Genomic DNA, 24,309 nt, shown 5'->3' on the forward strand with positions numbered 1-24,309 from the left:
ATTGCCAGTGTGTTTACGAAAAATTTATACTGAATTTATCAATATAAAATTGTCTTTTTTTACTATGAGGGTGAAAAATGGTCGTATCACGTTTAAAAGCAATCCTGGTTTCAGCATTAGTCTTCACATCTGTTGGAGCTAGCGCGAGTATTAACTCTGGAGCAATGAATGCTCAGAATAATAACCAACTGGTTAACTTAAATTTCCAAATCAAATCAAAAAATAAAATGGTGAAGTCTGAACTGATGATGCCATTTTACCAAACAGCTGAGCTTGAAAGAAAGATCGGCGATAAGAACATTCTTATCGAAATCAATCCACGTCGCGGAAAAAAAGCTGACGAGATTTCTCTAGATATGAAATTCTATAAGGCTTCAGGATCGAAAGCTTTCTACAAGAAAGAAATTATCGCTAAGCTTAATGAAGACTCTAAAGTTAGCTTTCGCGGAATGTCTTTTAAAGTTAGACCAGTTTTAAACTAGTCTATTTTAAGAACGCGTAGAGCTCTCTGATGAAGGGGATCAGCTCAATTGAAATTAAAGCGATAATGATGACTTCAAGAAGATGACTTCTTTTTGAAGTTATATTGTCCAGCAGGAGCTTACAAAGCTCTGCCATGTTATCGAGCTTGTTATCGATTGATCCTTGCCAGTCAGAGAATCTGAACTTGTTAGAGGCCGTTCTAAAAACCGTCGAGTGATATAAATCCCCAATGACCTTTAGTGAGTTCTCAACACTCTCAACGATCTCTGCAATCTCAATATATCTTTGTCCCGCTTCAAGAGCTAAGTCAGTATAGCGAGACGAGAAGATGTTCATTTCTTTTAATTCAACTGCTGAGTAGATATCTTTTAACTTTTTATCCAGAAGATCATCGTAGTAGCGCATTTCTAATAACTGGTTGAGTGCGAACTCAATAACGTCCGGGATATCCATTGAGCCACTTGGTTCAATAATCAGGGCCGAGTTCCAGTCGATGACGGCCATGTCGTTTTTGTAGTATTGAAGTTTTGTAGAATAAATACGCTCTCTGATTTGGGGAGCTAATATATCTTTTTCTTCATTTAATATAAGTGCTGCAATATCTTCTTCTTGAAGAATGACAGACGCATCAGTGTACTCATTGGCAAAATTTTCTACGAAGTAGAGAATATAGTCTTCGTTGACTTCCCATTCGTTGATCTTGGCCATTGCGCCTTTAATCTGATTGGTTAATTCACGAGCTTTTCCTCGTGCGTACACATCCAAGATTTCATAGTTTTGAATTTTGTCTGAGATCACTCTTAGTTGATCAATCGTTGTGCCTTCAGGAATGGGAAAATCAAACGTCAGTGAGAGTGTACCGAACTCCCAAATTTTAGCGCTCACTTCAGGATTGAATGAAAGATTATCATCTGTATAAGCGTAGTTTCCCAGCGAGAGTCTGAGTGGATCGTTTGATACAATCACCGCTTGCTGATTGATTTTTTTCAAACGAAATTTCGCTCTTTCCGTCGTTTCTTGTTGAAGAATTTTCTCTGCTTTTTCCAGGTCGATTTCTTCACCGATGTCGTATACGCGGTAAACTAGAATTCGGCCTTTTTTAATAGTGTTTTGACTCATAAATCTATTCTAACATACTTAGATTATTTAGAAATGTAGGAATAGTTTTTCTAAGTCCAGCGTGCTATAAAAGGGGCATTGTTAGAGAGCGAGCTGTGGATTTACCTTATCAAAAAAGGCAAGTACCTCAGTCTTTCGGAGAGTTCATGATTACCGACAGAATTAATACCCTGATTTCAGACTTTAAGCGCTTTAGTGACTGGGAAGAGCGCTACAAACATCTTATCGACCTTGGCAAAAAAATGCCGGAGATGGAAGAAAGCAATAGAATCCCCGCAAATATTGTCAAAGGCTGCCAATCACAAGTTTGGATTCATGCTGATCTTCATGACGATGGAAAAATCTATTTTCAGGCCGACAGTGATGCCTCAATCGTTAAAGGGATCATCGCCCTTTTAGTTGGTGTCTATAATGGCTCAACTCCGGATGAAATCCTAACAACCAAACCAACATTCCTGGAAGACATCGGGCTGCGCGAGCATTTATCAATGTCGAGAGCGAATGGTTTAAACTCAATGATGAAACAAATTTCTTTTTTTGCCATGGCCTTCAAAGCGAAGCTAGCTATGCAAAATAAATAACGAGGATTTTAGTTATGTTAAATATCAGTCGTCCAAGAAGAAACAGAAAGACAGATGCTATCAGACGCTTAGTTCGTGAAACACATTTAGGCCCAGGTGATTTAATTGCGCCTCTATTTGTGAAAGAAGGAACAAACCTTCGTGAAGAAATTAAAACGATGCCTGGGGTTTACCGTTTCTCAGTTGATGAGCTGGTAAAAGAATGTCGTGAACTATACGCTCTTGGTATTCCATGTGTATCATTGTTTCCTGCTATTGAAGAAAAATTAAAAGACACTCGCGCAAGCGAAGCTTATAACCCGAACGGACTTTATCAACGTGCGATTAAAGAAGTTAAGAATGCCATTCCTGACTTAATGGTTATGACTGACGTTGCTCTTGATCCATACTCAAGTGATGGACACGATGGTTTAGTCGATCAAAAGACTGGTGAAGTTTTAAACGATGTAACGCTGGAAGTATTAGCAAAAATGTCTATCGTTCAAGCAAAGTCGGGAGCTGACATCATTGGCCCTTCAGACATGATGGACGGACGTATTGGATACATTAGAGACGCGCTTGATGAAGAAAATTTAATTAACGTAACGATTATGTCTTACGCTGCTAAATACGCTTCAGCATTCTACGGGCCCTTCAGAGACGCTCTAGGATCAGCACCTAAGAAAGGCGATAAGAAAACTTATCAAATGGATTACGCCAATGTGAGAGAAGCTCTTCGTGAAGCTTACTTGGATGAATCAGAAGGCGCAGATATTTTAATGATTAAGCCAGGACTGCCATACTTAGATGTTATTAAAACTCTAAGAGACAATACAACTCTTCCAATTGCTGCTTATAACGTTAGTGGAGAGTACGCGATGGTGAAAGCTGCTGCAGCGATGGGGATGCTGGATGAAGAGAAAGCGATGATTGAAATGCTTTGGGCATTCAAGAGAGCGGGCTCTGATATGATCTTAACTTATTTCGCCAAAGACGCTGCCAGAGTTTTAAATAATCACAAATAGATAATCATAAAACTGCTCCTATGGAGCAGTTTATTTTTCGTTCATATTTATAGTTTCAAATTTCAAGAATAATTCTGTTCCAAACAAGACGCCAATTCCTCTAGACAATCCAATAGTCATTTCAGAAACTCGCACATCATCTTTAAGTAATTCGTAAGATGAACTCCGTGAGGTCGATTATAAGTATTAAGGAATTAATATTTTTATATTGAAAAACATGATACCATATAGTATACCCCACTATACTATATGGAGATAGCATGGCACACGTTGTTGCTGATAAAGCAAAGATCTTAGCAAGAGTTAATAGAATCAAAGGGCAGCTAGAGGCCTTTTCTAAAGCAGTTGACTCTGGTCAGGATTGTTATCAAGTTCTTCAGCTCTTGGCATCATGTCGAGGAGCGATGAATGGTCTTATGAGTGAAGTTGTCGAAAATCATATACGAGAGCATATAGTAGAAGCTGAAAATAAAAAGGCCGCTTCTGAGTCAGGTGAAGACTTAATAGAAATAATGAGAAGTTTTTTAAAGTGAGAAAATTATGAATCCAATTGTTGAGAACCCTTTAACGTGGGTTTATTTCCCAACAGCTTTACTGCTTGGAGCTTTACATGCTCTTGAGCCAGGGCACGCTAAAACTTTAACAGCTGCTTACTTAATAGGTATTAAAGGCACTAAGAAGGATGCGCTTCTTCTTGGTCTATCAGTTGCACTTACTCATAGTATCGTCGTTGTTGGTATATCAGCACTAGCTCTTTATATTGGAAGAGAAACATTTACTCAGGATGTAACAAGATGGCTACAGATTGGTAGCGGAATTATAGTTATCTTGCTTGGTTTCTGGCTAATGGTTAAGAGAATTCGTCAAATGAACAAAGCACATTCTCATCACCATCATCATGCTTCAGAGAAAGTACATATTGAATCAGACCTCGCTTCAGGTTTGTTAGAAATAGTGCAAACTGATGAAGGTGAGCGAATGAGATATTCATGCGCTCAAACAGCTAATGACCTTAAAATCAAAGTTATTATTAATAGGCCTCAAGGTTTGGAAATTCTAGAACTTGTAAAATTAGGTGAGGGAAAGATATTTCAGAGTGCGGTTGCGCCAAGTGAACCTCATGAGTTTTCTGCAGAATTAGAAATCGTTTCTGTTCATTGTAGAGAAGTTAAAACTTTTGAAATGCATGAAGACCATGATCATCATGACCATGACCTAATGTCAGATGATGAGCATGCCAGAGCTCATGCTGCCTCAATTCCTGAATATGCTAAGAAAGGGGAGAGACCGACAAGCTTACAGATTTTAAGTTTTGGAGCTGCCGGAGGTATGATCCCATGTCCTGCTTCAATTACAGTCATGTTATTGGCATTATCAATTGGAAAAGTTGGAGCTGGTTTATTTGCTGTGGCCGGTTTTAGTATTGGGCTAGCTGTAACATTGGTGGGAATCGGTTTAGTCGTAGTTGTTAGTTTAAATAAAATTCAAGGCTCAGGAAGATTTCAATGGGTGTCTTCGAAAGCACCAATTATCAGCGCTGGAATAGTTATGTTGTCAGGCATTGCTGCATTAGTTTTCACTCATTAAGAATATGGTGCCTGACGGATTACAGGCCAGGCACTTTATTGATTCTCATAACCTTTTCGTAAGTATTTAAATGAGAGTCACTTAGTTGTCTGGACTCCAGACATTCCTTATCAGGGTTGTAGACGAAGTCATCTGCACCTTGAATTAAAATCCCTTCTACCTGGCCATTTTTTTGATTGAATACCGGTGAACCAGAGTTCCCGCCGTATGAATCAAGATTTGCGGTGAAGTAATGAGAGCGAAGCTTTAGTGAAGTCCATTTTTTAGTTAATTCTTTTTCATTCATGCGACTAACAACAGCACCGTCAGTTGCTTTCATTGGTAAACCCATTGGGTGACCGATAACAACCAGGGGAGTGTTAAGTAAAACACGGCCAAATTTTCTGGTTTTAAGTGGAACGTATCCTTCAACCTTACGGTCGAGTTCAATCACTGCATAGTCACTTACTTCGTTACCGTCGTAGACATATCTTTGAGTGATAATTTTTTTGCATGAATAAACTTGATTGCTAGCGAGTTCGGTTACGCCATTTTTGAAACCGAAGACCCATCTGTTGTCTGCACATTCTTTTTCATTGACCACACAGTGACCTGCCGTCACTAGAGTTTTTGGGCCAACTAAAAATCCTGAGCAAGTACCAAGAGTGGTTTGTTCAATGAAGCGCTCATCTTTACATATTTGAGGCATGGCATTTTCTAGTGAAACGTTTGGAAATAAAATTCTATTTGAATCATTTCTATCAACGGTTAAGCGTCTTTTAGAAACTCTAAGAGCGATTGAAGCAGATTTATCACGAAAGTCTTTTTCATAGTAATCGTTGATTTCCTGGCGGTTGTCTTTTCCGTAGATCAGGTCTCCCGGATAAACAGGTGGACGCTCAAAGGCAGCTGCAAAATTTGTAATTGAAAGCACTAGAGACAAAGTCCCTATTGATCTTGTGAAAGATCTCCCCATAAAAAGCCCCCCGGCCCATAGAACGATAAGAAAAAAGAATGTCTGAAAATTAGAATCCCCGAAAACATAAGTACGATAATACGTTCGGGATCGACAATAGAGAGGGAAAAACTTACATAGGAGAAGCGCTCGTTTTGTAGGCGAGCGCTGATTGAAAATATTTTAGGTGCTTAGAACCAGAACGAAACACTTGAAGCTAGCTTATAAGCTTCTTTATTAGCGTTTCTAACGTCTCTAATGAACTCCAGGTCCTTTACGCCGTTTCTTTGTGAAATCTTCTTCTCGTATAAACCACCAACTGTAATTTGGGCCGATTTTGTCAGTTTGTACTTTACGGCACTTTCTAGTTTATAAACGAAAACTTTATAAGTCGCTCCGCTTTTTTCTATCTGTTGAGATGTTGAACTGTAATTTGTCCCATCTAGAGTAAAAGTAGCAGGGTATGTATGCTGAAGATCTTTTACGTACAATCCTTCAACGTTTTCTACTAAGCTCCATTTCTGGTCTAGGTAATACTCCATTCCGACTTGAAGAAAGTATTCTGTTTTTTCTTTAGTTGTGAAAGCATCGTAGGGAAGTTTTGAAGAAAGCCCGTACATCGCTTCAACCCACATTTCCATTGCGCTACTTTCAAAGTTGGCCCCTAGGTCGAAAGCGTAGTTTGCTTTTCCGCCACCAAGTCTGTTTTTATAATAAAGTTGTCCAAACGTGAATTTCCAAGCGTCAGTTGCAAATAGTTCAAGCTTGTTTCCAAAACCAATTTGTTTGCTGGTATTGAAGGCCTTCACTTCTTCCATTTTGTAACCAGTGATCTGTTTAGTGTTGTTCGGGCCAGAAGTTGTCACATAAGTGATTTTTCCGTCTGATTCCTGAGACATCTCAGTGCTATCGCCCCATACTGTAAATTGATTGATGAAGCCTTGAGCGCGTCCACCGTAAGAAGCAGCTAAGAAAGCTTTTCTGCTGATTTTTCTGTATCCGTTTTCTGTTCCGATAACAGTTCCGCCGTCCTGGTATGAGTTTTCAACTGCACCCCAGTGAAGGTTTTGGAATCTTACGACACCTTTACCAAGAGAAATTCTCATGTTGGGAATTCCTTTGTAAGTTGCGTAGGCTTCTTCAAAGATACCGTTTGTTTTTTCAAGTTTTCCATCGAGATCTAATTTGATCGCAGCGGCCATGTCGTCTTGTTCAGCGAAAATTTTTAAATCAAGAACACCGATACCCATGACGGCACCTGCTTTTTCACCTTGAACTTTTTCGTAATTAAGAGCGTCGAGTGCGATAAATCCGCGAACAGATGTATCAAAAGAATGAGCAGTAAGTGGCAATAGACAAGACACAGTTGTGAGTGCAAGAACTAGCTTCTTCATGGATCCCCCGTAACATCAATTTAGATGGGGGGATAAATATCACTTCTGTTGTTCTTTTTCTATACACTTTTCGACTTCGTCGAAATAAGCGTGATATTCGCCTTTAACCTTACAGCTATCCGAGGCCACGTAACGGTCCGGAACACCTGGTTGCTGGTGTGAACATGACACCACTACAGATGCGAGTGTAAGAATAAAACCTAATGTGATGACAGAATTTTTCATATCATTCTCCTTACCATCCAGTGTACTCCTGATTTGGATACCGGAGAAGATAAGAATACTTGCCTAGTTGATGTTGTACTCAATGTCTAAACTGATTGAATTACTATAGTTTTGGAAGAAAGTTCTCAAGTCCATGGAATTCATTTGGACGAAGAGCTGCAAGGAATTGAAGACTTACTAAAACAGTAGGATGTTCGAAACTAGAGCTGATAATCGCACGGTTTTCCATATGAGATCCGAGCCATGAATAAACTGGACTGATGCCAATCAAAGAAGGCTTGATCACTGCGGGATAAAATAAATCCTGAACCCCCATGTAATTTTTATAGGATTCATCAATGGCGATAAGTAAATGCGATCGCTTCGTAAATATTGTTGTGTCGTAGAAGTTTTTAAATGGCTCTTCGATGTAGTCAATTTTAGAAAATGCAACACTCGAAATGCCATTTTTTAAGGCGTGTTCGAATTCAATAAGCTCATTGAGTTCAAAACGTTTATTTCCATCCAGTCGATAAATCATTTCAGGATTTATTTTATAGAGTTCATTGATTGTTTTAATCGTGTGATCGACACGTCCCGGAGCAATTTTTATTTTTACACAATCAGCGTCCAGATAAAACTCAGCACCGTCTTTATCATTGTATAAAAGATTGATAGCGATAGAGTCGTGAGAAAATAAATGTGGGTGAGTGGTTTTAATCATCCCTAGTAAAATGGCCTCAATATTAAAAAGAGTTTCCTCTTTTATGGAATCAAGGAAGACATCTTTGAGGTGAACCAGATTAAAAAACTTCACTGAGAAATCAATAGATTTAAAATCCAGATCGTAGTGAGAGAAAAAGTATTTCACTTTGAAATCAAGTTCTTCAATCGTCACATTATGAAGTCCTGGCAGCACTGAAAGATAGTAATCTCTTTCAAGCACGCGAACCTTTAAAAAACGATTAGAATCAATAGCAACTCCTCTCACTGGCACTGGTGAGCGGTATTTTATCGTTTCAAAACTCGTCTTGATATCAATCATAATTTATAACTTAAAATCATTCCTGCGGAAACAGACACGCAGTAAAGAAGATTGTATTGGGCCGTTCTAGCAAGAGCAGTGTTTAATTTTGCATCGATTGGGTGATATAAAATCTGCAGCCATGTTTTGTGAAAAAAGAATGGCAGAATAATGACTGGTAAAAGCCATTTAAACTGGTAGGCGACCATCACGTAAATGCAAACAGTGATTGAAAGGAGAATTGTTGAAATACACAGGTAGCGCTGGAATTTTTCTCCAAAGCGCACAGCTAATGTCCTCTTGTTGGTATCGGTGTCTGAAACGATATCGCGAAGATTGTTCACTGCTAAAATACAAGCTGAAATAAACCCTGGGCCCATTCCTAAAATTAAAGCAAGGCGAGAAACACTGTGAGTTTGTAAGTACGTTGTTCCTACAACCGCGATGACGCCGAAGAAAATGAAGGCCGCGACTTCACCAAGGCCATTGTATGAAAGTGGGAAAGGTCCACCTGTGTAGCCGTAAGCAAAGTATAGTGAAAGAAGGCCGATCACCATAATGAATGGGCCGCCGACAAACATGAGATAAATTCCCAATGCGAAGGCGACAGCAAGGGCCAGAATTAAAGCATTTTTCATTGAAGTCAGAGAAATTAATCCTGAACTTGTCACTCTCGTAGGTCCCAGACGAGTTTCATTATCCACTCCGCGAAGAGCATCTAAATAATCGTTGGCAAGGTTACTTGCAATCTGCAGCACTAAGGCACAAAGAATCGTTAAAACGGCGATGAGACCATTGAGCGTTTGAGTTTCTACGTAAGCAACAGCAAGACCCAGTACAACCGGGGCCAGTGAAGCAAAAAGAGTTTTAGGGCGAATAGCGAGCATCCAGTTTTTCATGAAATATTTCTTATAGTTTAATTGTTTTTAATTGGTCGTAGACCGACTTGTTAGTGTCATGATCGAACATCACTTCCATTATCGTGTGATGATTCTTATTCTGCATTTTTTTAAATTCTTCCTGGAAAGAAGACGTTGTTGTTACCTGAACGTAATCAATTCCAAAACTCTCTGCAGTCTTCTTGAAAGTTTGCCCGTGCGGACTAGAGATATAATCTAAAACAGTTTTTTCACGGTTGATTGGAAGGAGTGTAAAGATTCCTCCACCGTCGTTGTTCACTAAAACAATTTTAAGCGGCGTCTTTAAATCTTTTAAGAAATAAAGTGAATTTAAGTCGTGAATGAAAGCGACGTCACCGATAATCAGATAAACATCTTTTTTAGTCCCATCGATGAAACCGCAGCTAGAAGCGATAAAACCTTCAATCCCGCTGACTCCACGGTTAGTGGCCACCACAATATGTTTTCTATTCGTATAAGAAACATAAGCATCAAATGTGCGCACAACAGTTGAGTTACCAATGTAGAGCATTGAGTAGTCGTCGATGTTGTCGATAATGATTTTGCTGACACTCGGGTAACTTAAAGGCCCGTCATCGATGAGCTTAATTTTACTTTTCGAAGAAGCTTCAAAGTTTAGTGCCAAGGATTTTTTAGGAAGTTTAACTCCTTCGAAATAACCCATGATGGATTCAAGCGTTGAATTGATATGAGCATTCAATCTGATTTTTGTATGGTGAGAAGGGTCTTCTTTTTCCATGTTTAAATTAAGTGTAATCAGATTGATCTGAGGGACTTTTTTTAAAAATGTATAATAGTGCTTCGAAGTTAAGCGCCCACCAATATGGAAAACTGTTTCAGGTGGATTTTTAATCAACTCTGCCTGAACTTCCGGGTGATCAAAAGTAGGGATGGTGTCGTCGCTTAAGTTGAAAACATATTTAAGTGAACTCGATACATCAAAGTATGTCGGCCAGTTTAAAAGTTTAACGAATTCTTCTACCAGTGCAGTCGATTCGTGAGGAGCAAGGCTTCCTACAACTAATAAACCAGTTTTAGATTTCTTTAAAACTTCTGCAATTTCAGCAATTGCATTTTTATCCGGTCTGGTTTCAAGATTCACATAACGAGTTGATGGCCCTGATCTCTCAATTTGAATTTGAGCAAGTTTCAAGTAATCAGCTGGAACGGGAATACTAGTATCTTCAAGTGGCTCTCTGAAAGCACAGTTAAAGTGCACAGGACCTTTTTGCGGGTAAAGTGATTTGTGAATCAGGTTTGATAAACTTGAAGTCATCGCTAAAGGCGAAATATCAACTGTAGGAGCACCAAGGCTCATTTCACCTTGAATGTAGTCCCCGAAGAATTTTGTCTGATCAATCGTCTGATTATCGTCACAGAAAGTTAACTCTGCCGGACGGTCAGCTGATAAAACAATTAAAGGAAGATTTGATTTTTTTGCTTCAACTACTGCTGGAGTATAATTCGCAAGGGCCGTTCCGGAAGTACAAACTAAAACGGCAGGTTTCCCTGTGGCCTTCGTGTATCCAAGAGCGCGGTAAGAAGCTCCTCGCTCGTCAATACAAAGAATGATTTCTACTTCTTTGTGAAACTTCTGCAGTTGAATCATTGCCGCAATTAAAGGGGCGTTTCGCATTCCTGGAGAAAGATAAAATTGAGTGATGCCGTTTTTTACGAACTCATCAATGATTAAACTAGACCAGATGCGATTAATATTTTGTGAGAGTAATTTTTCCATAAAATACCTAGAGCGTGCTTTTGTTAATGACTTTAATAAAGGGTTGCATCTTTGTGCCGGTTTCAATCCATTCTTCTTCGGCCTCTGAACCGGCAACAATGCCAGCTCCACCGTAGACAGTGAGGTTAGGCCCAAGAATCAGTGCAGACCTGATTCCTACAGCTATCTCAGAAAACTTTTGTGAAAGCACGCCCACTGGGCCTGCGTAGTATCCACGTTTTTCTTTTTCAATTTCAAGAATTTTAACTTTTGCTTTATCGTGAGGGATTCCACCAACCGCTGGTGTCGGATGAAGCAGTTCAATTAATTCTAAAACAGTTGTTGTGTCTTTTAAGACGCCTTTAATGACTGCTTGACGGTGTTGAATGTAGGGAAGCTTCATCGTAATCAGAGGTGAGATCGTAAGTTCTGATAAAACAGGACGAAGTTTTTCTTCAATCGCTTTTGTGACGATGTTGTGTTCACGAATTAATTTATCTGAAGTTGTAAGTCTTTCTTCTAATTCACGATCGCTTTCTTCATCAGTTCCTCTGGCAATACTTCCTGCCAGTGAAACCGTTTCAAGGTTTTGACCTTTTAATGTAAAAAGGCGCTCTGGCGTAAGCGAGATAAACGCTTCCATATAATTGAGTTGATTATAAACCGTAAAATGCGAGCTGTTTTTATTGGCCTCGTAGACTTCGCGAAATAAAACCGTCATTTCAATCGGGGAGTCATAAGTGAAAATCTTTTTTCTATGTAAAACAATTTTTTCTAACTCAGATCTCGAAAATAAACGATTGGCATCGTTTATCATCTTGGCCCACTCATCGCTTTCGGGTCTTTCTTCGTAAGAAATCCACGGTCCGAGAAATGACTCCCAGATAGAGAGGTTAAAAATAATGTTACTTGGAGAATACGATTGGTATTCCAGCGAGTGGTGAACTCTTAATGTCACAGACCCATTTCTTCTGACTAAACACCATTCCGGTAAATAGCATAATGTGGCCGAGTTTTCTTCGAATGAATCTTGAAAAACCAAAATGTCTTCAGGGTTATGATCCAGGAACTCCTGAACATCTGACTTAAGAAAGAATTTTGATTTACCTAAGGCCAGGTAAGAGAAGTCTTCTTCTTTTGATTCAAAGAAAAAAACTTCTTCAGTGGCCGCAAAAGGAAGCAGGTCCACTAAAGAAATATCTGGAAATGTAAACGTAGTGATTTTTTGACTTACTTGAGAGTCAATTTTTTGAAGTTCCTTTTTTAAGAAACTTACCGCAGTCATTACTTCTTATCACCGATGTAAAGAGTCGCGATTCCAAAAGTGAGAGGGATCATTTTTAAGTCTTGAAAACCAGCTGTCCTCATCATTCCTAAAAACTTGTCTCCGTAAGGAAAGTCTTCCACACTTTTATTTAAGTATGTGTAAGCGTCTTTATGTTTTGAAACAATATTACCAATGAATGGCAATAAATGTCTGAAGTAGAAGAAGTAAACGTTTCTTACGATGAAGTTTGTTGGAATTGAGAATTCCATAATCATCAGGCGTCCGTCTCTTTTTAATACACGGTGAATGTCGTGAAGAGATTTTTGAGGGTCAGAAAAGTTTCTGATACCAAAAGAGATTGTTGTTAAATCAAAAGCAGCGTCCCCTGTTGGAATGCTTACACCATCACCAAGCATTAAGAAGATTTTTTTCTCAAGGCCTTTCTTTTTTACTTTTTTAATTCCAACGTCGATCATTCCTTTTGAAAGATCTAGACCTGTAATTTTTTTAACACGTTTATCTTTAACAAGAGTTAAAGCAACATCACCTGTACCTGTTGCCAGGTCTAATGCGTTGATTGATTCTTTATTTGGCAGATGCTTAAGCATTTTATTGCGCCAGTAAACATCGATACCCATTGAAAGCGAATGGTTAAGCAGATCGTAAGTACCTGCGATATCATCGAAAATTTTATAAGATTCTTTCTTTCTAGCATCTAGTTCGTTTGTCATTTTTTTATCCTTTTGAATGCTTCCTTTTTACCTTAAACATCATAGACATAGCAAGATTTGGATTTACTTTAATTAACGTATTTGTTACGCTGCCAAGTCTAGGGGAAACACAATGATGAACGACTTTCTCGACGCTCTCCCAAAGGAAGCTCTCGAGAATTCAAAAATTATGGATTTGCAGATTCGCTCAGTGAAAGCTCACGAGGCGATTGACGCAATTCTATCTCAAACAGTTTTGAAAGGGGGGAAGAGACTTCGCCCACTTCTAACGTTTTTGATGGCCCATTTATTTAGAGTCGACTTCGAAACAGTGGTTCCTTACGCACGTGCTTCTGAATTAGTTCACGCTTCTTCACTTTCTCATGACGACGTTATTGATAACGCAACTATGAGAAGAGGCGCACCCTCAATAAACATTCTTGCTAGCAATAAAAGAGCGGTTCTTGCTGGGGATTACTTACTTTCAAGTGTCATCGTTGACCTGACAAATGCCGGGAACCTTGAACTGGTTCGTGAGATGTCTTTGGTTATTAAAGACCTGACAGAAGGCGAGTGGTTACAATTAGATTTAATCGGCGATAGAAATTACACTCGCGAACTTATCCGTGAAGTTGCTGAGAAAAAAACATCATCAGTTATGTGTTACTGTTCTGTGGCCCCTGCTATTTTAAGTGGTGCAGATAAAGCGACAGTTGATTTATGTAGAGAGTTTGGTCGCCGCTTGGGATTAGCTTTCCAGTTAATTGACGACACTCTTGATTACTCAGGTGACTCACAAAAAGATCAGGAACTAGATCTGAAAAACGGAATCGTAAACGCTGTTGTTTATGAAATGCTTGATGCTCATCCTGCTCACTTCGCTCGCTTTAAAAAAGGTGAGGAGTTGATCGACGCTGTAAAAGGAATTCCTTTTAATGCATTCGTTGAAAAAATTAATACGGAAGCACACTCTCATCTTGAAGCTGCTAAAAACATCTTGGAAGAACTTTCAGTCATCCTGTCTGTTGTTCCAGAATACAAATCAAATCCAGAAGAACTTCAAGCTCGCATCGGCGGTCTTGAACTTATCATTTCATACATGGCCTTAAGGTCTCACTAATCTATTTGTCTATCGTTCGCATACCTAATTGTGTTGTATTATTTTCATTATCTCTTGGTAAAAATGTTTTATTTACGATAAATCTATCCTCGATTTCTAAAATTATTTAGAGGAGTATCTAATGAAAATTTTTATCAGTCTTTTTGTTCTTTCATTCACAACAAGTGTTCTTGCAGCAGATAGCTCATGGTTATTATGCAAAGGAAAAATTGATCTTGAAGGATCAAAAATGAATATCGTTATCAACTCAGTTGAACACAGAGCTGGAATGGACGACGAAGGAAATGATAAAAGAGTGAACGATATCACTTTGATCATGGGAACACGTTTAATCGTAGGTCAGCTTGATACAAGCAATGACATGAATGGAGCTGTTGCTTTAGCAACGACTGACGGTGCATCTAAGTTTGATGGAATTGTTATGTTTGATTACACAAAACCAACGATGATATTAAGAGGGAAGCTGGTTATTGATGAAGAACTATCTTCTACGATCGCTGTGAAAACAACTTGTGAATACATGAACTAGTTGTTGCTAAAAAAATATTGATACGATTAAGGGCTTCCTGATGGAGGCCCTTTTTTTTGAGTTCGTTTAATGTGAGGAAATAAACTAACAGCTTGAAATTCTGTTTGGCCAATGGATTGAGAAGAATTAATATTTGGCATCAGTATTTAATATTGATAAAAACAGGAACTATACATGAAAGGGGTTTTGATGAAATTTTTAGCTTTATTGATTGTCCTACTATCAGTTCCGGCATTTGCAGATAATACAAATGAATGCAGAGATCAGTTTGCAACGTATTGTGAATGTAGCGAAGTGTGGGGAAGCTATTCTGTTGAATTGGTTATTCTCAATTTAAACACGAATGTGGAAACTAGAAAAACACTTGGGAAATCTTATTTTTCAGGACTCTATGCTAAAGTCTTTTGCGAAAAAGAAATGGCCAGATACTCTATTTGTAAATAGTCGCAAACTTTATGACATAAAAAAGGCTTCCATAGGAAGCCTTTTTATTTTATGAAATGTCTTTTAAATTAGCCTTCAATTCTACAAGTCTGACGTCCACGAATTTCATATGAACATTGTTGGTAAGCACGTCTGCAAGCTTCACCTTTAACATCTGATCCGTATGGGCCAGTGTATGACTGGATGTACGATTGAATGTAGTATCCAGCTGGATCAAAGCGTGATGCTTTACAAGTTTCAGTTGTATCACGTGGTGGTCTTGGTTGTGGGTATGGATTAGGGTAGTTCCCGTTTCTTGTTACACATCTCCATCCGCGGCTTGTATCACGCGAGAGTTCGTAGTTACAAAACTGCTCTGATTGGTTGCAAGCTTCCCATTGAGTGTTTCCGTATCCAGCAAAACTTCTTACGATTCCACCGTAGTAATCAACAAGGTCAGTTGTACACATTGTTGTTGATGTTGGAGGAAGTGGAGGTCTGTTAGGAGTGATAACACTTTTTTGCTCGCAATAAGCATCCATGTATTTTCCGTTTCTTTGTCCATCTGAAATCGCTACACGGCAAGCGTAGTCTGCATCACTGCAAGCTGCTTGTTGGTTATATGATAGGCGAGTGTGTGTTTCATACTCGTATCCGTAACGGTCTTTGATTACATAAGAGCATGTGTCACTTGCAAATGATACACTTGCAACACTCAGTAGAATAAGGGCCAGTAATGTTTTCATAATCTCTCCTTAATTAGTATTCATCGTTAGCTGTTCGTTATTATTTTTTTATTATCTGCGACCTGGATTTCTTCCTGGGTTGCGTCCTGGGTCTCTGCCTGGATCTCTTCCAGGATCGCGACCAGGATATCTTCCTGGATCATCTGCAGGGTCTCTTCCTGGAGGTGGGTAACCTGGGTATGGTTCACGTCCTGGAGGGAATCTTCCTGGGTAATGTGGATCACGTCCTGGCGGATAATGAGGATCACGTCCTGGTGGGTATGAAGGATATGGGTCACGTGGTGGATACGATGGGTATGGATCACGTGGTGGGTATGTTGGGTAATTTGGTGGGTAACTTGGATATGATGGGTATGACGGATAAGAAGGGTACGAAGGTCTTGGGTCTGATGGATATGAATTCGATTTTACCGCACATTGAGCGTTGTAATAATATCCACGGGACTGATACTCAGAAAGTTTTCTCGAACAATCAAACATAGCATCACTGCAAGCAGCGTCTGTTGAGTAAGATGTTCTTGTGAAAGTATCGTACTCGTAAGAGTAGTTCTCTCCTTTATATTCGCGGATAACCGTTGTGCAGTACTCAGCTGATGCTGTTGCGGAAAAAATCGCAACTGTACTTAAAACCAACGTTTGTAAAAATCTCATAGATGTCCCCCTCTAATTTAGATCTGCAAAACTGGTTTATCTGAGTATTGCGCTTTAATCAAATGGTAGTCAGCGGTAATATTTGAAAAAAGGCCGTTTTCACGGCCTTTGTAAGTATTTTTTTAATGAGAAGAGAAATTCAGAATCATTATGGCACTAGGAGCTTTAATACACGCTCTTGCCCAATGGTACGGATGAAACCAGCAAGCTTTGGTCCTTTTTCCAGGTTAATCAGCTTCTTATAAAGAAGAGTGAACACCGGCATTGGCTCTAGCTCGTGAGAATTGATGATTTCATACATTTTCTCATGAAGGGCCTTATCATCATGGATGTTTGACCATTCAGTCTTTAAAAACGAATGTAGATCGTTTAGAAGCGCTGTTTGTTTTGCATCCAGATCCATTTTTACAACTTCAGTATTTAAAGAGAATTTAAATTCTTCAGGTGCAGAGTTTTCAATCCAGTAAGCAGCTCTTTGAGCGCGCTCCTGGAAACGTCTTTCATCGCGCTCATTTTTGATTTCATCATTGTAGAAACCACGAGCACGTTTAATATCAAGATCGTTAATTTGAAGAACGTTACAAAGGTGACGGAAAGCAGGTTGGAATGGCATCTCTTTTGGAGTCTCTCCAATTTGAGAAAGCTCATAAACTCTTTTTGCCATCGCGACTTTTTTCTCGTTTCCAGCTTCAAGGCCGAAAGCAAGACGTTCCATTCTGTCGAAGTCTTCGTAGTTTTTAATAACGTCTAAGTCGAATGATAATCCGAAGTCGATGTTTGTTTTATAAGAAGCGAAAATCCAACGAACCATTTCCGGCTCGTAAACATCTAGTACGTCGTTAACGGTAACAAGGTTCCCTTTTGAAGAACTCATTTTTCCGCCCATACCTTTGATCGATACGAAATCGTATTGAAGGTACATAGGTGCTTTCCATCCGTAGACTTCAGCAACGATATCTTTAGCTGTTGTAAAAGATCCACCTTGAGAAGAATGGTCTTTTCCACCTGGCTCGAAATCGACTTTTTCAAAGGCCCATCTCATCGGCCAGTCCATACGCCATGGCAGTTTTGCTCTTGAAGTTGTTTCAAGATCAAGAGTTCCAACGTTGTTACAGTCTTCAGATTCACAAGTGTAATCAAGTTTGTTGTGACCGTCATATTTTGTCGCCGTCGTTTTATCGCGGTTACATTTTTCACAGTAAACAGAAACCGGCATCCAGCTATCTGGAAGTGGAGTTGATCTCCATTTATTTAAGATCGCTGCAATTGTATCTTTCTTTTGAAGAGTTAATTTAATTTGCTCTTTGTAGGCCCCAGCTTTGTATCTGTCTGCCTGGTAAATCGGCTCAAGCTCGATTCCCATTTTCTTTAGTTGTGCTTCAAAGCTTGCTTCGTGGTGAGCAGCGTATGACTTGTGATCTCCAAAAGGATCTGGAGTATCAACAATTGGTTGGAATAAATATTTCGCTAGCTCGTCTTGCTTAGGAAGATTTGCTGGAACTTTTCTGAATGTATCGTAGTCATCCCAAGAGAAAATAAAACGAACTTTCTTTCCGCGCTTCTTTAATCCACGAGCAACTAATTCAGTTGTCATTACTTCGCGGAAGTTACCAAAGTGAACAACACCAGAAGGAGTGATCCCGCTTGCTAGAGTGTATGTGTCTTTGTCTTCCTGACGGATTAATTTATCAGCGGTAAGGTCCGCCCAGTGAACAGCATCGTTTAGTGCTTGAGACATAATGTGAGTCCTTTTATTTGTACGGTGATTAATCTAGACCAAGACGAGCTTTTAGAGCGTCTTGTGTAAGAGTTCCTTTTTCTACTTCAATGTTCGCTACAGCAAGAGCTCTTTGGTAAAGAGGGCGTTCTTCTGCGGCAATAACAGTTAGGTCAATGTGCTTTTGATCTTTTACTTCTGACCACTTTACGGCGTTTTTTAAAAGTGTGATCGCTTCATCTAATGTCATGAATTCTATCCTTTAGTTACCCAGGTATGCTTTTTTGATTTCTGGGTTAGATAATAATTCACTCGATTTGCCTTGCAAAGTGATTTCGCCATTGGTGAGAACATAAGCGCGGTGAGAAATTTTTAGGGCAAGATTAGCGTTTTGTTCAACTAGTAAAATTGTCATTCCCAATTGATTTATTTCCGTGATCGCACGGAAAATCGTTCCAACCAGAATAGGCGCAATTCCAAGTGAGGGTTCATCTAATAAAAGAAGTTTTGGTTTGGCCATATAAGCGCGAGCAATAGCAAGCATTTGCTGTTCTCCGCCTGATAAAGTCTGGGCCAATTGAGATTTTCTCTCTAGTAATTTTGGAAACAGGTTATAAACAAAATCTAAATCTTTTTTTATTCCGTCGGAATCTTTTCTAAGATAAGCGCCCATATCGAGATTTTCTTTAATCGATAAATTGGCAAAAATCTGGCGGCCTTCAGGGGATTGGGCCAGTCCTAAAGCTGTGATGCGGTGAGCGGATAACTTTTGAATCGATTGATCTTCAAAATTAATTTCACCGGAAGTCGCTTTTAAGAGACCTGAAATGGTGTGGAGTGTAGTTGTTTTCCCCGCTCCGTTACTTCCTAGGAGAGTGACGATTTCCCCGCGGTTGATTTCCAGACTGATATTTTTTACGGCGTGAATATTTCCGTAATAGGTATTTAAATTTTTTATTTCTAAAATAGGTTTTTGATTAATTGTCATTAGTGTCCCGTATCTATATCGGCACCTAGATAGGCCTCGATAACTTTTGGGTTGTTTTGAATGTCACGAGAGGCCCCTTCAGCGATTAAGTTTCCATAATCGAGAACGTAAATTCTCTCTGCAATACCCATAACCAGGTTCATATCATGCTCAATCAAAATCACGGCAATTTGAAATTGGTCGCGGATAAAATGAATCAGCTCACTTAGTTCTTTTGTTTCAGTCGGGTTCATTCCGGCCGCAGGTTCATCAAGAAGCAGAAGTTTTGGTTTCGTCGCAAGGGCGCGGGCCATTTCTAATTTTCTTTGAGCACCGTAAGGAAGGTTTTTTGCTAGCAGATCTTTTTTATCAGCAAGATTAAAAAGTTCTAAAAGTTTTAATGACTCTTCTGTAATTAGTTTTTCTTCTTCGCGGTATTTTTTCGTTTTAAAAATTCCATCGAAGAAAGAGTATTTAATTCTCGTATGACGAGCGATTTTAATATTGTCGATTACACTCAGGTTATTAAACAATCTGATGTTTTGGAAAGTTCTGGCGATACCAAGCTTTGTGATATCACTCGCTTTTCTTGCACTGATTTTTTCTCCATCTAAAGTGACGGTCCCTTCAGTCGGAGAATAGATTCCAGTGATGGTATTAAAGAGTGTGGTTTTACCGGCGCCATTGGGACCAATAACTGCGACTAAGTCTGTTTTACCAATCGAGATACTGACATTTTTTACGGCCGTTAAACCGCCAAATCTCATGGTGACTTTATCAATACTTAAAAGAGCTGCTGCACCCATTTATACACTCCCTTTTTGAAGTCTCTTTTTTTCAAAGAGTTCATGTGGACCAAAGATTCCTTGCGGGCGAGTCAGCATGAGAATAATCATTAAGGCCGCGTAGATTGAAACACGCCATGTGGAGATGTCTGAACCGATAAGTTTTAGAATTTCTGGAAGGATAGTTAAAATGACCGCTCCAACGATAGAACCTGTTACAGATCCTTGTCCGCCTAAAATCACCATAACTAAAATACTTACACTCCACATAAAACTAAAATTGTTCGGGTGAAGGAATTGCTGATCATAGGCCACTAGCGCACCGGCGATTCCGGCAATACCGGCACCAATAATGAAAGCAAAAAGTTTGTACCTAAAAAGATTGATCCCCATGGTTTCAGCAGCGATTTCATCTTCTCTGATTGAGATAATGGCGCGGCCAAAAGCGGAGCGTTTTAAATTGAGCATGAAGATGGTTGTGATAAGTGCTAGCCCCCAAACCCACCAGGCATTGGTCCACTTGGGAATATTTGTAAACCCGCGAGGTCCACCAATACTTTCAGTGTTCATAATAATAATGCGAAGGATTTCACTAAAGCCGATGGTGGCGATAGCGAGGTAGTCGCCTTTTAATCTTAAGCAAGGAATTCCAATCAATAGTCCGCAAAGAGCGGCCGCTGAAAAACCAACTAAGACGGCGATGATCATGTTTAATGTTGGATCGATAGGCAGAGCAAAATACACTCCGTAAATCGCACTGGCGTACGCACCAACGCCCCAAAAGCCTGCGTGGCCTAGAGAAAATTGCCCGCAGTAACCATTGATCAGGTTTAAACTTAGTGTCAGTGTAATGAAAATCCCCACGTTAGTGAGAATCTGTAAGTAATAATCCATCTAAACTTTTTCCTTCACATTTTTGCCTAAAATTCCTGAAGGCTTAATTAAAAGAATAATAATCAAAATAAAAAATGAGACTCCATCTCTGAAGCTCGACTTATATAATCCTGCGACCATGTTCTCAGCGATTCCAATAATGAATCCACCAAGAGCAGCTCCAGGAATGATTCCGATACCGCCAACAACGGCCGCAACGAAAGCTTTTAATCCTAAACTCATTCCCATCATCGGCTCGATTGACATCGTATAGCCCATAAGGATTCCGGCAAGACCAGCAAGGGCAGCTCCCAGAAAAAATGTAAATGCAATAATTCTATTAGTGTTGATCCCCATAAGTTCAGCGGCCTTTAAGTTATAAGACGTCGCTCTCATGGCCACACCAATTTTTGTGAAGTGGGTAAGCCACCACAAAAAAAGTAAAATAAAAAGTGTCAGACCAAAAATGAAAATCTGAATGTTTGAAACGTTGATTTCACCGAAGTTATAAATCACTTCTGTGAAAACCGGAGGAATTGTTTTTGGATCAGCTCCAAAAGCAAGCTGGCCCGTGTATTGGAAAAATAGCGAAGCGCCGATGGCCGTAATTAAAGCGGGAATTCTTCCTTCGCCTCTAATTGGGCGGTAGAGAAATCGCTCAACAATAAGAGCGACGATTCCTGCACCAAGCATACTTGCAAGTATGGCAACCGGCATCGGCAACTGGAACCTTAATGCAAAGTAGCCACAAAAAGCACCAAGCATTAAGAATTCACCGTGCGCGAAATTAACTAAACGGATAATCCCATAAACCATGGTATAGCCCAGGGCCACGATCGCATAAAGCGAGCCCTGAGCAATACCGTTGATTAGATATTGAAGACAATCCCAAAAAAAATAGATTGTATCTTGACTCATTATTATGGATTCACTCTTGAATGGAAAACGTAACCAGAAGGAGTTGCTTCTAAAACAACGGCCGACTTAGTTGGATTTCTGTTTTTATCAAATGTAATTGTTCCAGTAATACCTTGGTAACCTTTTGTCGCTACTAGAGCGTCTCTGATATCAGATGGCTTTGTCGATTTTGCTCTCTTGATAGCATCAGCAACGATACCAAGTGAATCATATCCAAGGGCCGCGAATGATCCTGGTCTTGCTCCGTAAGCTTTTTCATAATCTTTTACGAAGTTTTGAACCACTGGAGATTTATCATCTGGAGCGAAGTGGTTAGAGATGTATGCACCTTTAACAGACTCACCAGCGATTTCGAAAAGTTTTGGTGAATCCCATCCGTCTCCACCTAAGAATGGAACGTTAATTCCTAACGCTCTAGCTTGCTTAATAATAAGACCAGCTTCAACGTAGTAACCTGGAACAAAAACGAAATCAGGGTTTGCTCTTTTTACTTTTCTTAAAAGTGACTGGAAGTCAGTGTCTTTAGCAGCATAAGTTAACTCTTCAGTGTTAACTAGTTTCCCACCAAGTTTTGTGAATTCATCACCGAAAGCTTTTGCTAATCCTTTAGAGTAGTCAGAAGTGTTTTCGATAAGGATGAGACCTTTTGTTTTTTTCAAAGTCTGGATGGCGAATTTCGCCATTACTACACCTTGGAAATCATCTGTGAAACATGCGCGAGTGATATAATCACCAACCATTGTTACTTTTGCATTTGTTGCAGTTGGAGTGATGAATGGAATTTTTGCTTCCTGAACGATTGGAGCAGAAGCTAGTGCCAATGATGAAGTCGGAGCTCCGATCATAACAGAAACTTTATCAACGCTTAAAAGTTTTCTTGTCGCGTTTGTTGATTCGATTGCTTCAGACTTATCGTCTTCAATAATTAGATCAAACTTCTTTCCCGTACCTTTTTTTAATTTTTCGTAAGCGAGCTTGATACCGTTTACGTTTTCTTGTCCAAACGTAGCAGTAGCACCTGTCATAGGAGATACAACTCCGATCTTAAGGTCAGCGGCCATAGCTGTTCCAACCATCAATAAAGCGGTGATAGTTGCTAGCATTTTGTGTGGCATAGATGTCATTTTCATTAAGCACTCCTTTGTAAAATGAAGCAGATGCAATTCGTCGGTTAAGTATTTAACAATAATAACAGTAACATGGCGGATTCTTATGTAAAGTTATTTACACTATTTTTATTGTAAACATGTAAGACCCCGAAATACCAAAGTTTTTTGATATAGTTTGAGATTGCATCTTGCCTCCATTGTTATGGATTCACTCTAGAGTGGAATATAAAACCAGAAGTTGTTGCTTCTAAAACAACGGCTGACTTCATTGGGTTTCTGTCTTTATCAAATGTAATTGTCCCCGTAATACCCTGGTAGTCTTTCGTTGCAGCTAAAGCGTCTCTGATGTCAGAAGGCTTTGTAGATTTTGCTCTCTTGATAGCATCAGCAATGATACCAAGTGAATCATATCCAAGGGCCGCGAATGATCCCGGTTTTGTTCCGTAAGCTTTTTCATAATCTTTTACGAAGTTTTGAACGATGGGAGCTTTATCATCTGGAGCAAAGTGACTAGAAATGTATGATCCTTTAACTGTAGCTCCGGCGATTTCGAAAAGTTTTGGAGAGGCCCATCCGTCACCACCTAGGAAAGGAATGTTAATTCCTAAAGCGCGAGCTTGTTTTACGATATAACCAACTTCAACATAGTAGCCTGGAACAAAAATGAAATCTGGATTTGCTCTTTTTACTTTTCTTAAAAGTGACTGGTAGTCTGTATCTTTAGCAGCGTAAGTTAACTCTTCAGTGTTAACCATTTTTCCACCAAGTTTTGTGAATTGCTCAGTGAAAGCTTTCGCTAATCCTTTAGAGTAGTCAGAAGTGTTTTCGATAAGGATGAGACCTTTTGTTTTTTTCAAAGTCTGGATGGCGAATTTCGCCATAACAATACCCTGGAAATCATCAGTGAAACAAGCGCGAGTGATATAGTTACCAACCATTGTTACTTTTGGATTTGTTGCAGTAGGAGTGATGAATGGAATTTTTGCTTGCTGAACAATGGGAGCTGAAGCTAGTGCCAATGATGAAGTCGGAGACCCGATCATGACAGAAACTTTATCAACGCTTAAAAGTTTTCTTGTCGCACTTGTTGATTCCATGGCCTCAGATTTATCGTCTTCGATGGCCAGGTCAAATTTCTTTCCCGTACCTTTTTTTAATTTTTCGTAAGCGAGCTTGATTCCGTTTACGTCTTCTTGTCCAAAGGTTGCAGTGGGACCCGTTAAAGATGATACAACTCCGATTTTTAGGTCGGCCGCCATTGCAGATCCCATAACCACTAAAGCGGTCATCGTTGCCAAGAATTTGTGCGGCGTAGATGTCATTTTCATTATGTGCTCCATTGTAAAATTAAGTAGATGTAATTGGTTGGTCAAACCTTTAACAATAATAACAGTAACATGCGGGAACCTTATGTAAAGAGGTTTAAACAATATTTATATATTTGCGTAAGGTGCAGAAATACCAAAGTTTTTCAATATAGATTAAGATTTTTCAGAACTCGCTTAGACTCAATTATGGTTTTGCGAA

27 protein-coding genes are annotated in these 24,309 nt (G+C 39.4%); 8 read left to right on the forward strand and 19 right to left on the reverse strand.

The window, feature by feature from the left end; all coding sequences use genetic code 11:
- The first annotated feature begins 77 nt into the window (after positions 1–77).
- Positions 78–482 (forward strand): hypothetical protein, encoded by a 405-nt coding sequence (locus SHI21_RS18320; RefSeq protein ID WP_323578498.1) that lies wholly within the window; start codon positions 78–80, stop codon positions 480–482.
- Between the two features lies 1 nt (position 483).
- Here SHI21_RS18320 and SHI21_RS18325 read toward each other — a convergent pair whose 3' ends face one another.
- Positions 484–1,602 carry a hypothetical protein gene (locus SHI21_RS18325; RefSeq protein WP_323578499.1) on the reverse strand — a complete coding sequence of 373 codons (1,119 nt, stop codon included), beginning with the start codon at positions 1,600–1,602 and terminating at the stop codon, positions 484–486.
- Positions 1,603–1,748: 146 nt separating this feature from the next.
- Between SHI21_RS18325 and SHI21_RS18330 the strand changes: the two genes are divergently transcribed.
- The 4 genes from SHI21_RS18330 to SHI21_RS18345 all read left to right on the forward strand — a co-directional run bounded on the left by SHI21_RS18330 (position 1,749) and on the right by SHI21_RS18345 (position 4,774).
- Positions 1,749–2,183, forward strand: a complete 435-nt coding sequence (locus SHI21_RS18330) for a SufE family protein (protein ID WP_323578500.1) — start codon at positions 1,749–1,751, stop codon at positions 2,181–2,183.
- Positions 2,184–2,197: 14 nt separating this feature from the next.
- The gene (gene hemB, locus SHI21_RS18335; protein ID WP_323578502.1) at positions 2,198–3,187 is read left to right on the forward strand and encodes a porphobilinogen synthase; all 990 of its coding nucleotides are present in this window, start codon (positions 2,198–2,200) and stop codon (positions 3,185–3,187) included.
- Between the two features lie 260 nt (positions 3,188–3,447).
- Positions 3,448–3,720, forward strand: a complete 273-nt coding sequence (locus SHI21_RS18340; protein WP_323578504.1) for a metal/formaldehyde-sensitive transcriptional repressor — start codon at positions 3,448–3,450, stop codon at positions 3,718–3,720.
- 7 nt (positions 3,721–3,727) lie between these two features.
- On the forward strand, positions 3,728–4,774 hold the full coding sequence (locus SHI21_RS18345) for a HoxN/HupN/NixA family nickel/cobalt transporter (RefSeq protein ID WP_323578505.1): 1,047 nt from the start codon (positions 3,728–3,730) through the stop codon (positions 4,772–4,774).
- Between the two features lie 19 nt (positions 4,775–4,793).
- Here the strand turns inward: SHI21_RS18345 and SHI21_RS18350 are convergent, their stop codons facing one another.
- The 8 genes from SHI21_RS18350 to ubiE form a co-directional block, all read right to left on the reverse strand.
- Positions 4,794–5,729, reverse strand: coding sequence for a trypsin-like serine peptidase (locus SHI21_RS18350; protein WP_323578507.1), 936 nt, complete (start codon positions 5,727–5,729; stop codon positions 4,794–4,796).
- 170 nt (positions 5,730–5,899) lie between these two features.
- A complete protein-coding gene (locus SHI21_RS18355; protein WP_323578509.1) occupies positions 5,900–7,102 on the reverse strand; it encodes a hypothetical protein in 1,203 nt (400 codons plus the stop codon).
- 39 nt (positions 7,103–7,141) lie between these two features.
- Positions 7,142–7,327, reverse strand: coding sequence for a hypothetical protein (locus SHI21_RS18360; protein WP_323578511.1), 186 nt, complete (start codon positions 7,325–7,327; stop codon positions 7,142–7,144).
- A 103-nt stretch (positions 7,328–7,430) separates the two neighbouring features.
- On the reverse strand, positions 7,431–8,351 hold the full coding sequence (locus SHI21_RS18365; RefSeq protein WP_323578513.1) for an enolase-like domain-containing protein: 921 nt from the start codon (positions 8,349–8,351) through the stop codon (positions 7,431–7,433).
- On the reverse strand, positions 8,348–9,229 hold the full coding sequence (locus tag SHI21_RS18370; RefSeq protein WP_323578514.1) for a 1,4-dihydroxy-2-naphthoate polyprenyltransferase: 882 nt from the start codon (positions 9,227–9,229) through the stop codon (positions 8,348–8,350). The genes SHI21_RS18365 and SHI21_RS18370 overlap by 4 nt, the downstream gene beginning before the upstream one ends.
- A 10-nt stretch (positions 9,230–9,239) precedes the next feature.
- Complete coding sequence (gene menD, locus SHI21_RS18375; RefSeq protein ID WP_323578516.1) at positions 9,240–10,988, reverse strand: 2-succinyl-5-enolpyruvyl-6-hydroxy-3-cyclohexene-1-carboxylic-acid synthase; 1,749 nt, start codon at positions 10,986–10,988, stop codon at positions 9,240–9,242.
- Positions 10,989–10,995: 7 nt separating this feature from the next.
- Positions 10,996–12,252 carry an isochorismate synthase gene (locus SHI21_RS18380; protein WP_323578517.1) on the reverse strand — a complete coding sequence of 419 codons (1,257 nt, stop codon included), beginning with the start codon at positions 12,250–12,252 and terminating at the stop codon, positions 10,996–10,998.
- A complete protein-coding gene (gene ubiE / locus SHI21_RS18385) occupies positions 12,252–12,965 on the reverse strand; it encodes a bifunctional demethylmenaquinone methyltransferase/2-methoxy-6-polyprenyl-1,4-benzoquinol methylase UbiE (protein WP_323578520.1) in 714 nt (237 codons plus the stop codon). Before ubiE ends, SHI21_RS18380 begins: the two co-directional genes overlap by 1 nt.
- A gap of 112 nt (positions 12,966–13,077) precedes the next feature.
- Here ubiE and SHI21_RS18390 point away from each other — a divergent pair, with 112 nt between their 5' ends.
- From SHI21_RS18390 to SHI21_RS18400, 3 genes are all read left to right on the forward strand, one after another.
- Entirely contained in the window at positions 13,078–14,064 is a 987-nt protein-coding gene (locus SHI21_RS18390; protein WP_323578522.1) for a polyprenyl synthetase family protein, read from the forward strand.
- 121 nt (positions 14,065–14,185) lie between these two features.
- Positions 14,186–14,593, forward strand: coding sequence for a hypothetical protein (locus SHI21_RS18395; protein WP_323578525.1), 408 nt, complete (start codon positions 14,186–14,188; stop codon positions 14,591–14,593).
- Between the two features lie 189 nt (positions 14,594–14,782).
- Positions 14,783–15,037 (forward strand): hypothetical protein, encoded by a 255-nt coding sequence (locus tag SHI21_RS18400; RefSeq protein ID WP_323578526.1) that lies wholly within the window; start codon positions 14,783–14,785, stop codon positions 15,035–15,037.
- A gap of 68 nt (positions 15,038–15,105) precedes the next feature.
- On the opposite strand, the gene SHI21_RS18405 is transcribed toward SHI21_RS18400, so the two are convergent.
- The 10 genes from SHI21_RS18405 to SHI21_RS18450 all read right to left on the reverse strand — a co-directional run bounded on the left by SHI21_RS18405 (position 15,106) and on the right by SHI21_RS18450 (position 24,110).
- Positions 15,106–15,762, reverse strand: a complete 657-nt coding sequence (locus SHI21_RS18405; protein ID WP_323578527.1) for a hypothetical protein — start codon at positions 15,760–15,762, stop codon at positions 15,106–15,108.
- A 51-nt stretch (positions 15,763–15,813) separates the two neighbouring features.
- Entirely contained in the window at positions 15,814–16,413 is a 600-nt protein-coding gene (locus tag SHI21_RS18410; protein WP_323578528.1) for a hypothetical protein, read from the reverse strand.
- A gap of 148 nt (positions 16,414–16,561) precedes the next feature.
- Positions 16,562–18,151, reverse strand: coding sequence for a lysine--tRNA ligase (gene lysS, locus SHI21_RS18415; protein ID WP_323578530.1), 1,590 nt, complete (start codon positions 18,149–18,151; stop codon positions 16,562–16,564).
- 28 nt (positions 18,152–18,179) lie between these two features.
- The gene (locus SHI21_RS18420; protein ID WP_323578531.1) at positions 18,180–18,380 is read right to left on the reverse strand and encodes a hypothetical protein; all 201 of its coding nucleotides are present in this window, start codon (positions 18,378–18,380) and stop codon (positions 18,180–18,182) included.
- A 12-nt stretch (positions 18,381–18,392) separates the two neighbouring features.
- Positions 18,393–19,118 (reverse strand): ABC transporter ATP-binding protein, encoded by a 726-nt coding sequence (locus tag SHI21_RS18425; protein ID WP_410198834.1) that lies wholly within the window; start codon positions 19,116–19,118, stop codon positions 18,393–18,395.
- A complete protein-coding gene (locus SHI21_RS18430; RefSeq protein WP_323578533.1) occupies positions 19,118–19,903 on the reverse strand; it encodes an ABC transporter ATP-binding protein in 786 nt (261 codons plus the stop codon). The genes SHI21_RS18425 and SHI21_RS18430 overlap by 1 nt, the downstream gene beginning before the upstream one ends.
- Entirely contained in the window at positions 19,904–20,776 is an 873-nt protein-coding gene (locus SHI21_RS18435; protein WP_323578534.1) for a branched-chain amino acid ABC transporter permease, read from the reverse strand. It lies immediately after the preceding gene.
- Positions 20,777–21,673: a branched-chain amino acid ABC transporter permease gene (locus SHI21_RS18440; RefSeq protein ID WP_323578535.1), complete on the reverse strand. Its 897-nt coding sequence runs from the start codon at positions 21,671–21,673 to the stop codon at positions 20,777–20,779.
- A 2-nt stretch (positions 21,674–21,675) separates the two neighbouring features.
- Positions 21,676–22,803 carry an ABC transporter substrate-binding protein gene (locus SHI21_RS18445; protein ID WP_323578536.1) on the reverse strand — a complete coding sequence of 376 codons (1,128 nt, stop codon included), beginning with the start codon at positions 22,801–22,803 and terminating at the stop codon, positions 21,676–21,678.
- Positions 22,804–22,982: 179 nt separating this feature from the next.
- Positions 22,983–24,110: an ABC transporter substrate-binding protein gene (locus SHI21_RS18450; protein ID WP_323578538.1), complete on the reverse strand. Its 1,128-nt coding sequence runs from the start codon at positions 24,108–24,110 to the stop codon at positions 22,983–22,985.
- Between the last annotated feature and the right edge of the window lie 199 nt (positions 24,111–24,309).

It is taken from the genome of Bacteriovorax sp. PP10, assembly GCF_035013165.1.
Classification (GTDB): Bacteria; Bdellovibrionota; Bacteriovoracia; order Bacteriovoracales; family Bacteriovoracaceae; genus Bacteriovorax; species Bacteriovorax antarcticus.

What these genes read in the sequence shown, in the direction of transcription:
- SHI21_RS18325 (WP_323578499.1), bottom strand. Translation starts at nt 1,602, where the DNA reads ATGAGTCAAAACACTATTAAAAAAGGCCGAATTCTAGTTTACCGCGTA.
- SHI21_RS18345 (WP_323578505.1), top strand. Translation starts at nt 3,728, where the DNA reads ATGAATCCAATTGTTGAGAACCCTTTAACGTGGGTTTATTTCCCAACA.
- SHI21_RS18410 (WP_323578528.1), bottom strand. Translation starts at nt 16,413, where the DNA reads ATGAGATTTTTACAAACGTTGGTTTTAAGTACAGTTGCGATTTTTTCC.
- SHI21_RS18355 (WP_323578509.1), bottom strand. Translation starts at nt 7,102, where the DNA reads ATGAAGAAGCTAGTTCTTGCACTCACAACTGTGTCTTGTCTATTGCCA.
- SHI21_RS18435 (WP_323578534.1), bottom strand. Translation starts at nt 20,776, where the DNA reads ATGGATTATTACTTACAGATTCTCACTAACGTGGGGATTTTCATTACA.
- SHI21_RS18370 (WP_323578514.1), bottom strand. Translation starts at nt 9,229, where the DNA reads ATGAAAAACTGGATGCTCGCTATTCGCCCTAAAACTCTTTTTGCTTCA.
- SHI21_RS18440 (WP_323578535.1), bottom strand. Translation starts at nt 21,673, where the DNA reads ATGAGTCAAGATACAATCTATTTTTTTTGGGATTGTCTTCAATATCTA.
- SHI21_RS18390 (WP_323578522.1), top strand. Translation starts at nt 13,078, where the DNA reads ATGATGAACGACTTTCTCGACGCTCTCCCAAAGGAAGCTCTCGAGAAT.
- SHI21_RS18405 (WP_323578527.1), bottom strand. Translation starts at nt 15,762, where the DNA reads ATGAAAACATTACTGGCCCTTATTCTACTGAGTGTTGCAAGTGTATCA.
- SHI21_RS18430 (WP_323578533.1), bottom strand. Translation starts at nt 19,903, where the DNA reads ATGGGTGCAGCAGCTCTTTTAAGTATTGATAAAGTCACCATGAGATTT.
- SHI21_RS18395 (WP_323578525.1), top strand. Translation starts at nt 14,186, where the DNA reads ATGAAAATTTTTATCAGTCTTTTTGTTCTTTCATTCACAACAAGTGTT.
- SHI21_RS18330 (WP_323578500.1), top strand. Translation starts at nt 1,749, where the DNA reads ATGATTACCGACAGAATTAATACCCTGATTTCAGACTTTAAGCGCTTT.
- menD (WP_323578516.1), bottom strand. Translation starts at nt 10,988, where the DNA reads ATGGAAAAATTACTCTCACAAAATATTAATCGCATCTGGTCTAGTTTA.
- hemB (WP_323578502.1), top strand. Translation starts at nt 2,198, where the DNA reads ATGTTAAATATCAGTCGTCCAAGAAGAAACAGAAAGACAGATGCTATC.
- SHI21_RS18425 (WP_410198834.1), bottom strand. Translation starts at nt 19,118, where the DNA reads ATGACAATTAATCAAAAACCTATTTTAGAAATAAAAAATTTAAATACC.
- SHI21_RS18350 (WP_323578507.1), bottom strand. Translation starts at nt 5,729, where the DNA reads ATGGGGAGATCTTTCACAAGATCAATAGGGACTTTGTCTCTAGTGCTT.
- SHI21_RS18380 (WP_323578517.1), bottom strand. Translation starts at nt 12,252, where the DNA reads ATGACTGCGGTAAGTTTCTTAAAAAAGGAACTTCAAAAAATTGACTCT.
- SHI21_RS18400 (WP_323578526.1), top strand. Translation starts at nt 14,783, where the DNA reads ATGAAATTTTTAGCTTTATTGATTGTCCTACTATCAGTTCCGGCATTT.
- SHI21_RS18450 (WP_323578538.1), bottom strand. Translation starts at nt 24,110, where the DNA reads ATGAAAATGACATCTACGCCGCACAAATTCTTGGCAACGATGACCGCT.
- SHI21_RS18420 (WP_323578531.1), bottom strand. Translation starts at nt 18,380, where the DNA reads ATGACATTAGATGAAGCGATCACACTTTTAAAAAACGCCGTAAAGTGG.
- ubiE (WP_323578520.1), bottom strand. Translation starts at nt 12,965, where the DNA reads ATGACAAACGAACTAGATGCTAGAAAGAAAGAATCTTATAAAATTTTC.
- SHI21_RS18340 (WP_323578504.1), top strand. Translation starts at nt 3,448, where the DNA reads ATGGCACACGTTGTTGCTGATAAAGCAAAGATCTTAGCAAGAGTTAAT.
- SHI21_RS18445 (WP_323578536.1), bottom strand. Translation starts at nt 22,803, where the DNA reads ATGAAAATGACATCTATGCCACACAAAATGCTAGCAACTATCACCGCT.
- SHI21_RS18360 (WP_323578511.1), bottom strand. Translation starts at nt 7,327, where the DNA reads ATGAAAAATTCTGTCATCACATTAGGTTTTATTCTTACACTCGCATCT.
- SHI21_RS18365 (WP_323578513.1), bottom strand. Translation starts at nt 8,351, where the DNA reads ATGATTGATATCAAGACGAGTTTTGAAACGATAAAATACCGCTCACCA.
- SHI21_RS18320 (WP_323578498.1), top strand. Translation starts at nt 78, where the DNA reads ATGGTCGTATCACGTTTAAAAGCAATCCTGGTTTCAGCATTAGTCTTC.
- lysS (WP_323578530.1), bottom strand. Translation starts at nt 18,151, where the DNA reads ATGTCTCAAGCACTAAACGATGCTGTTCACTGGGCGGACCTTACCGCT.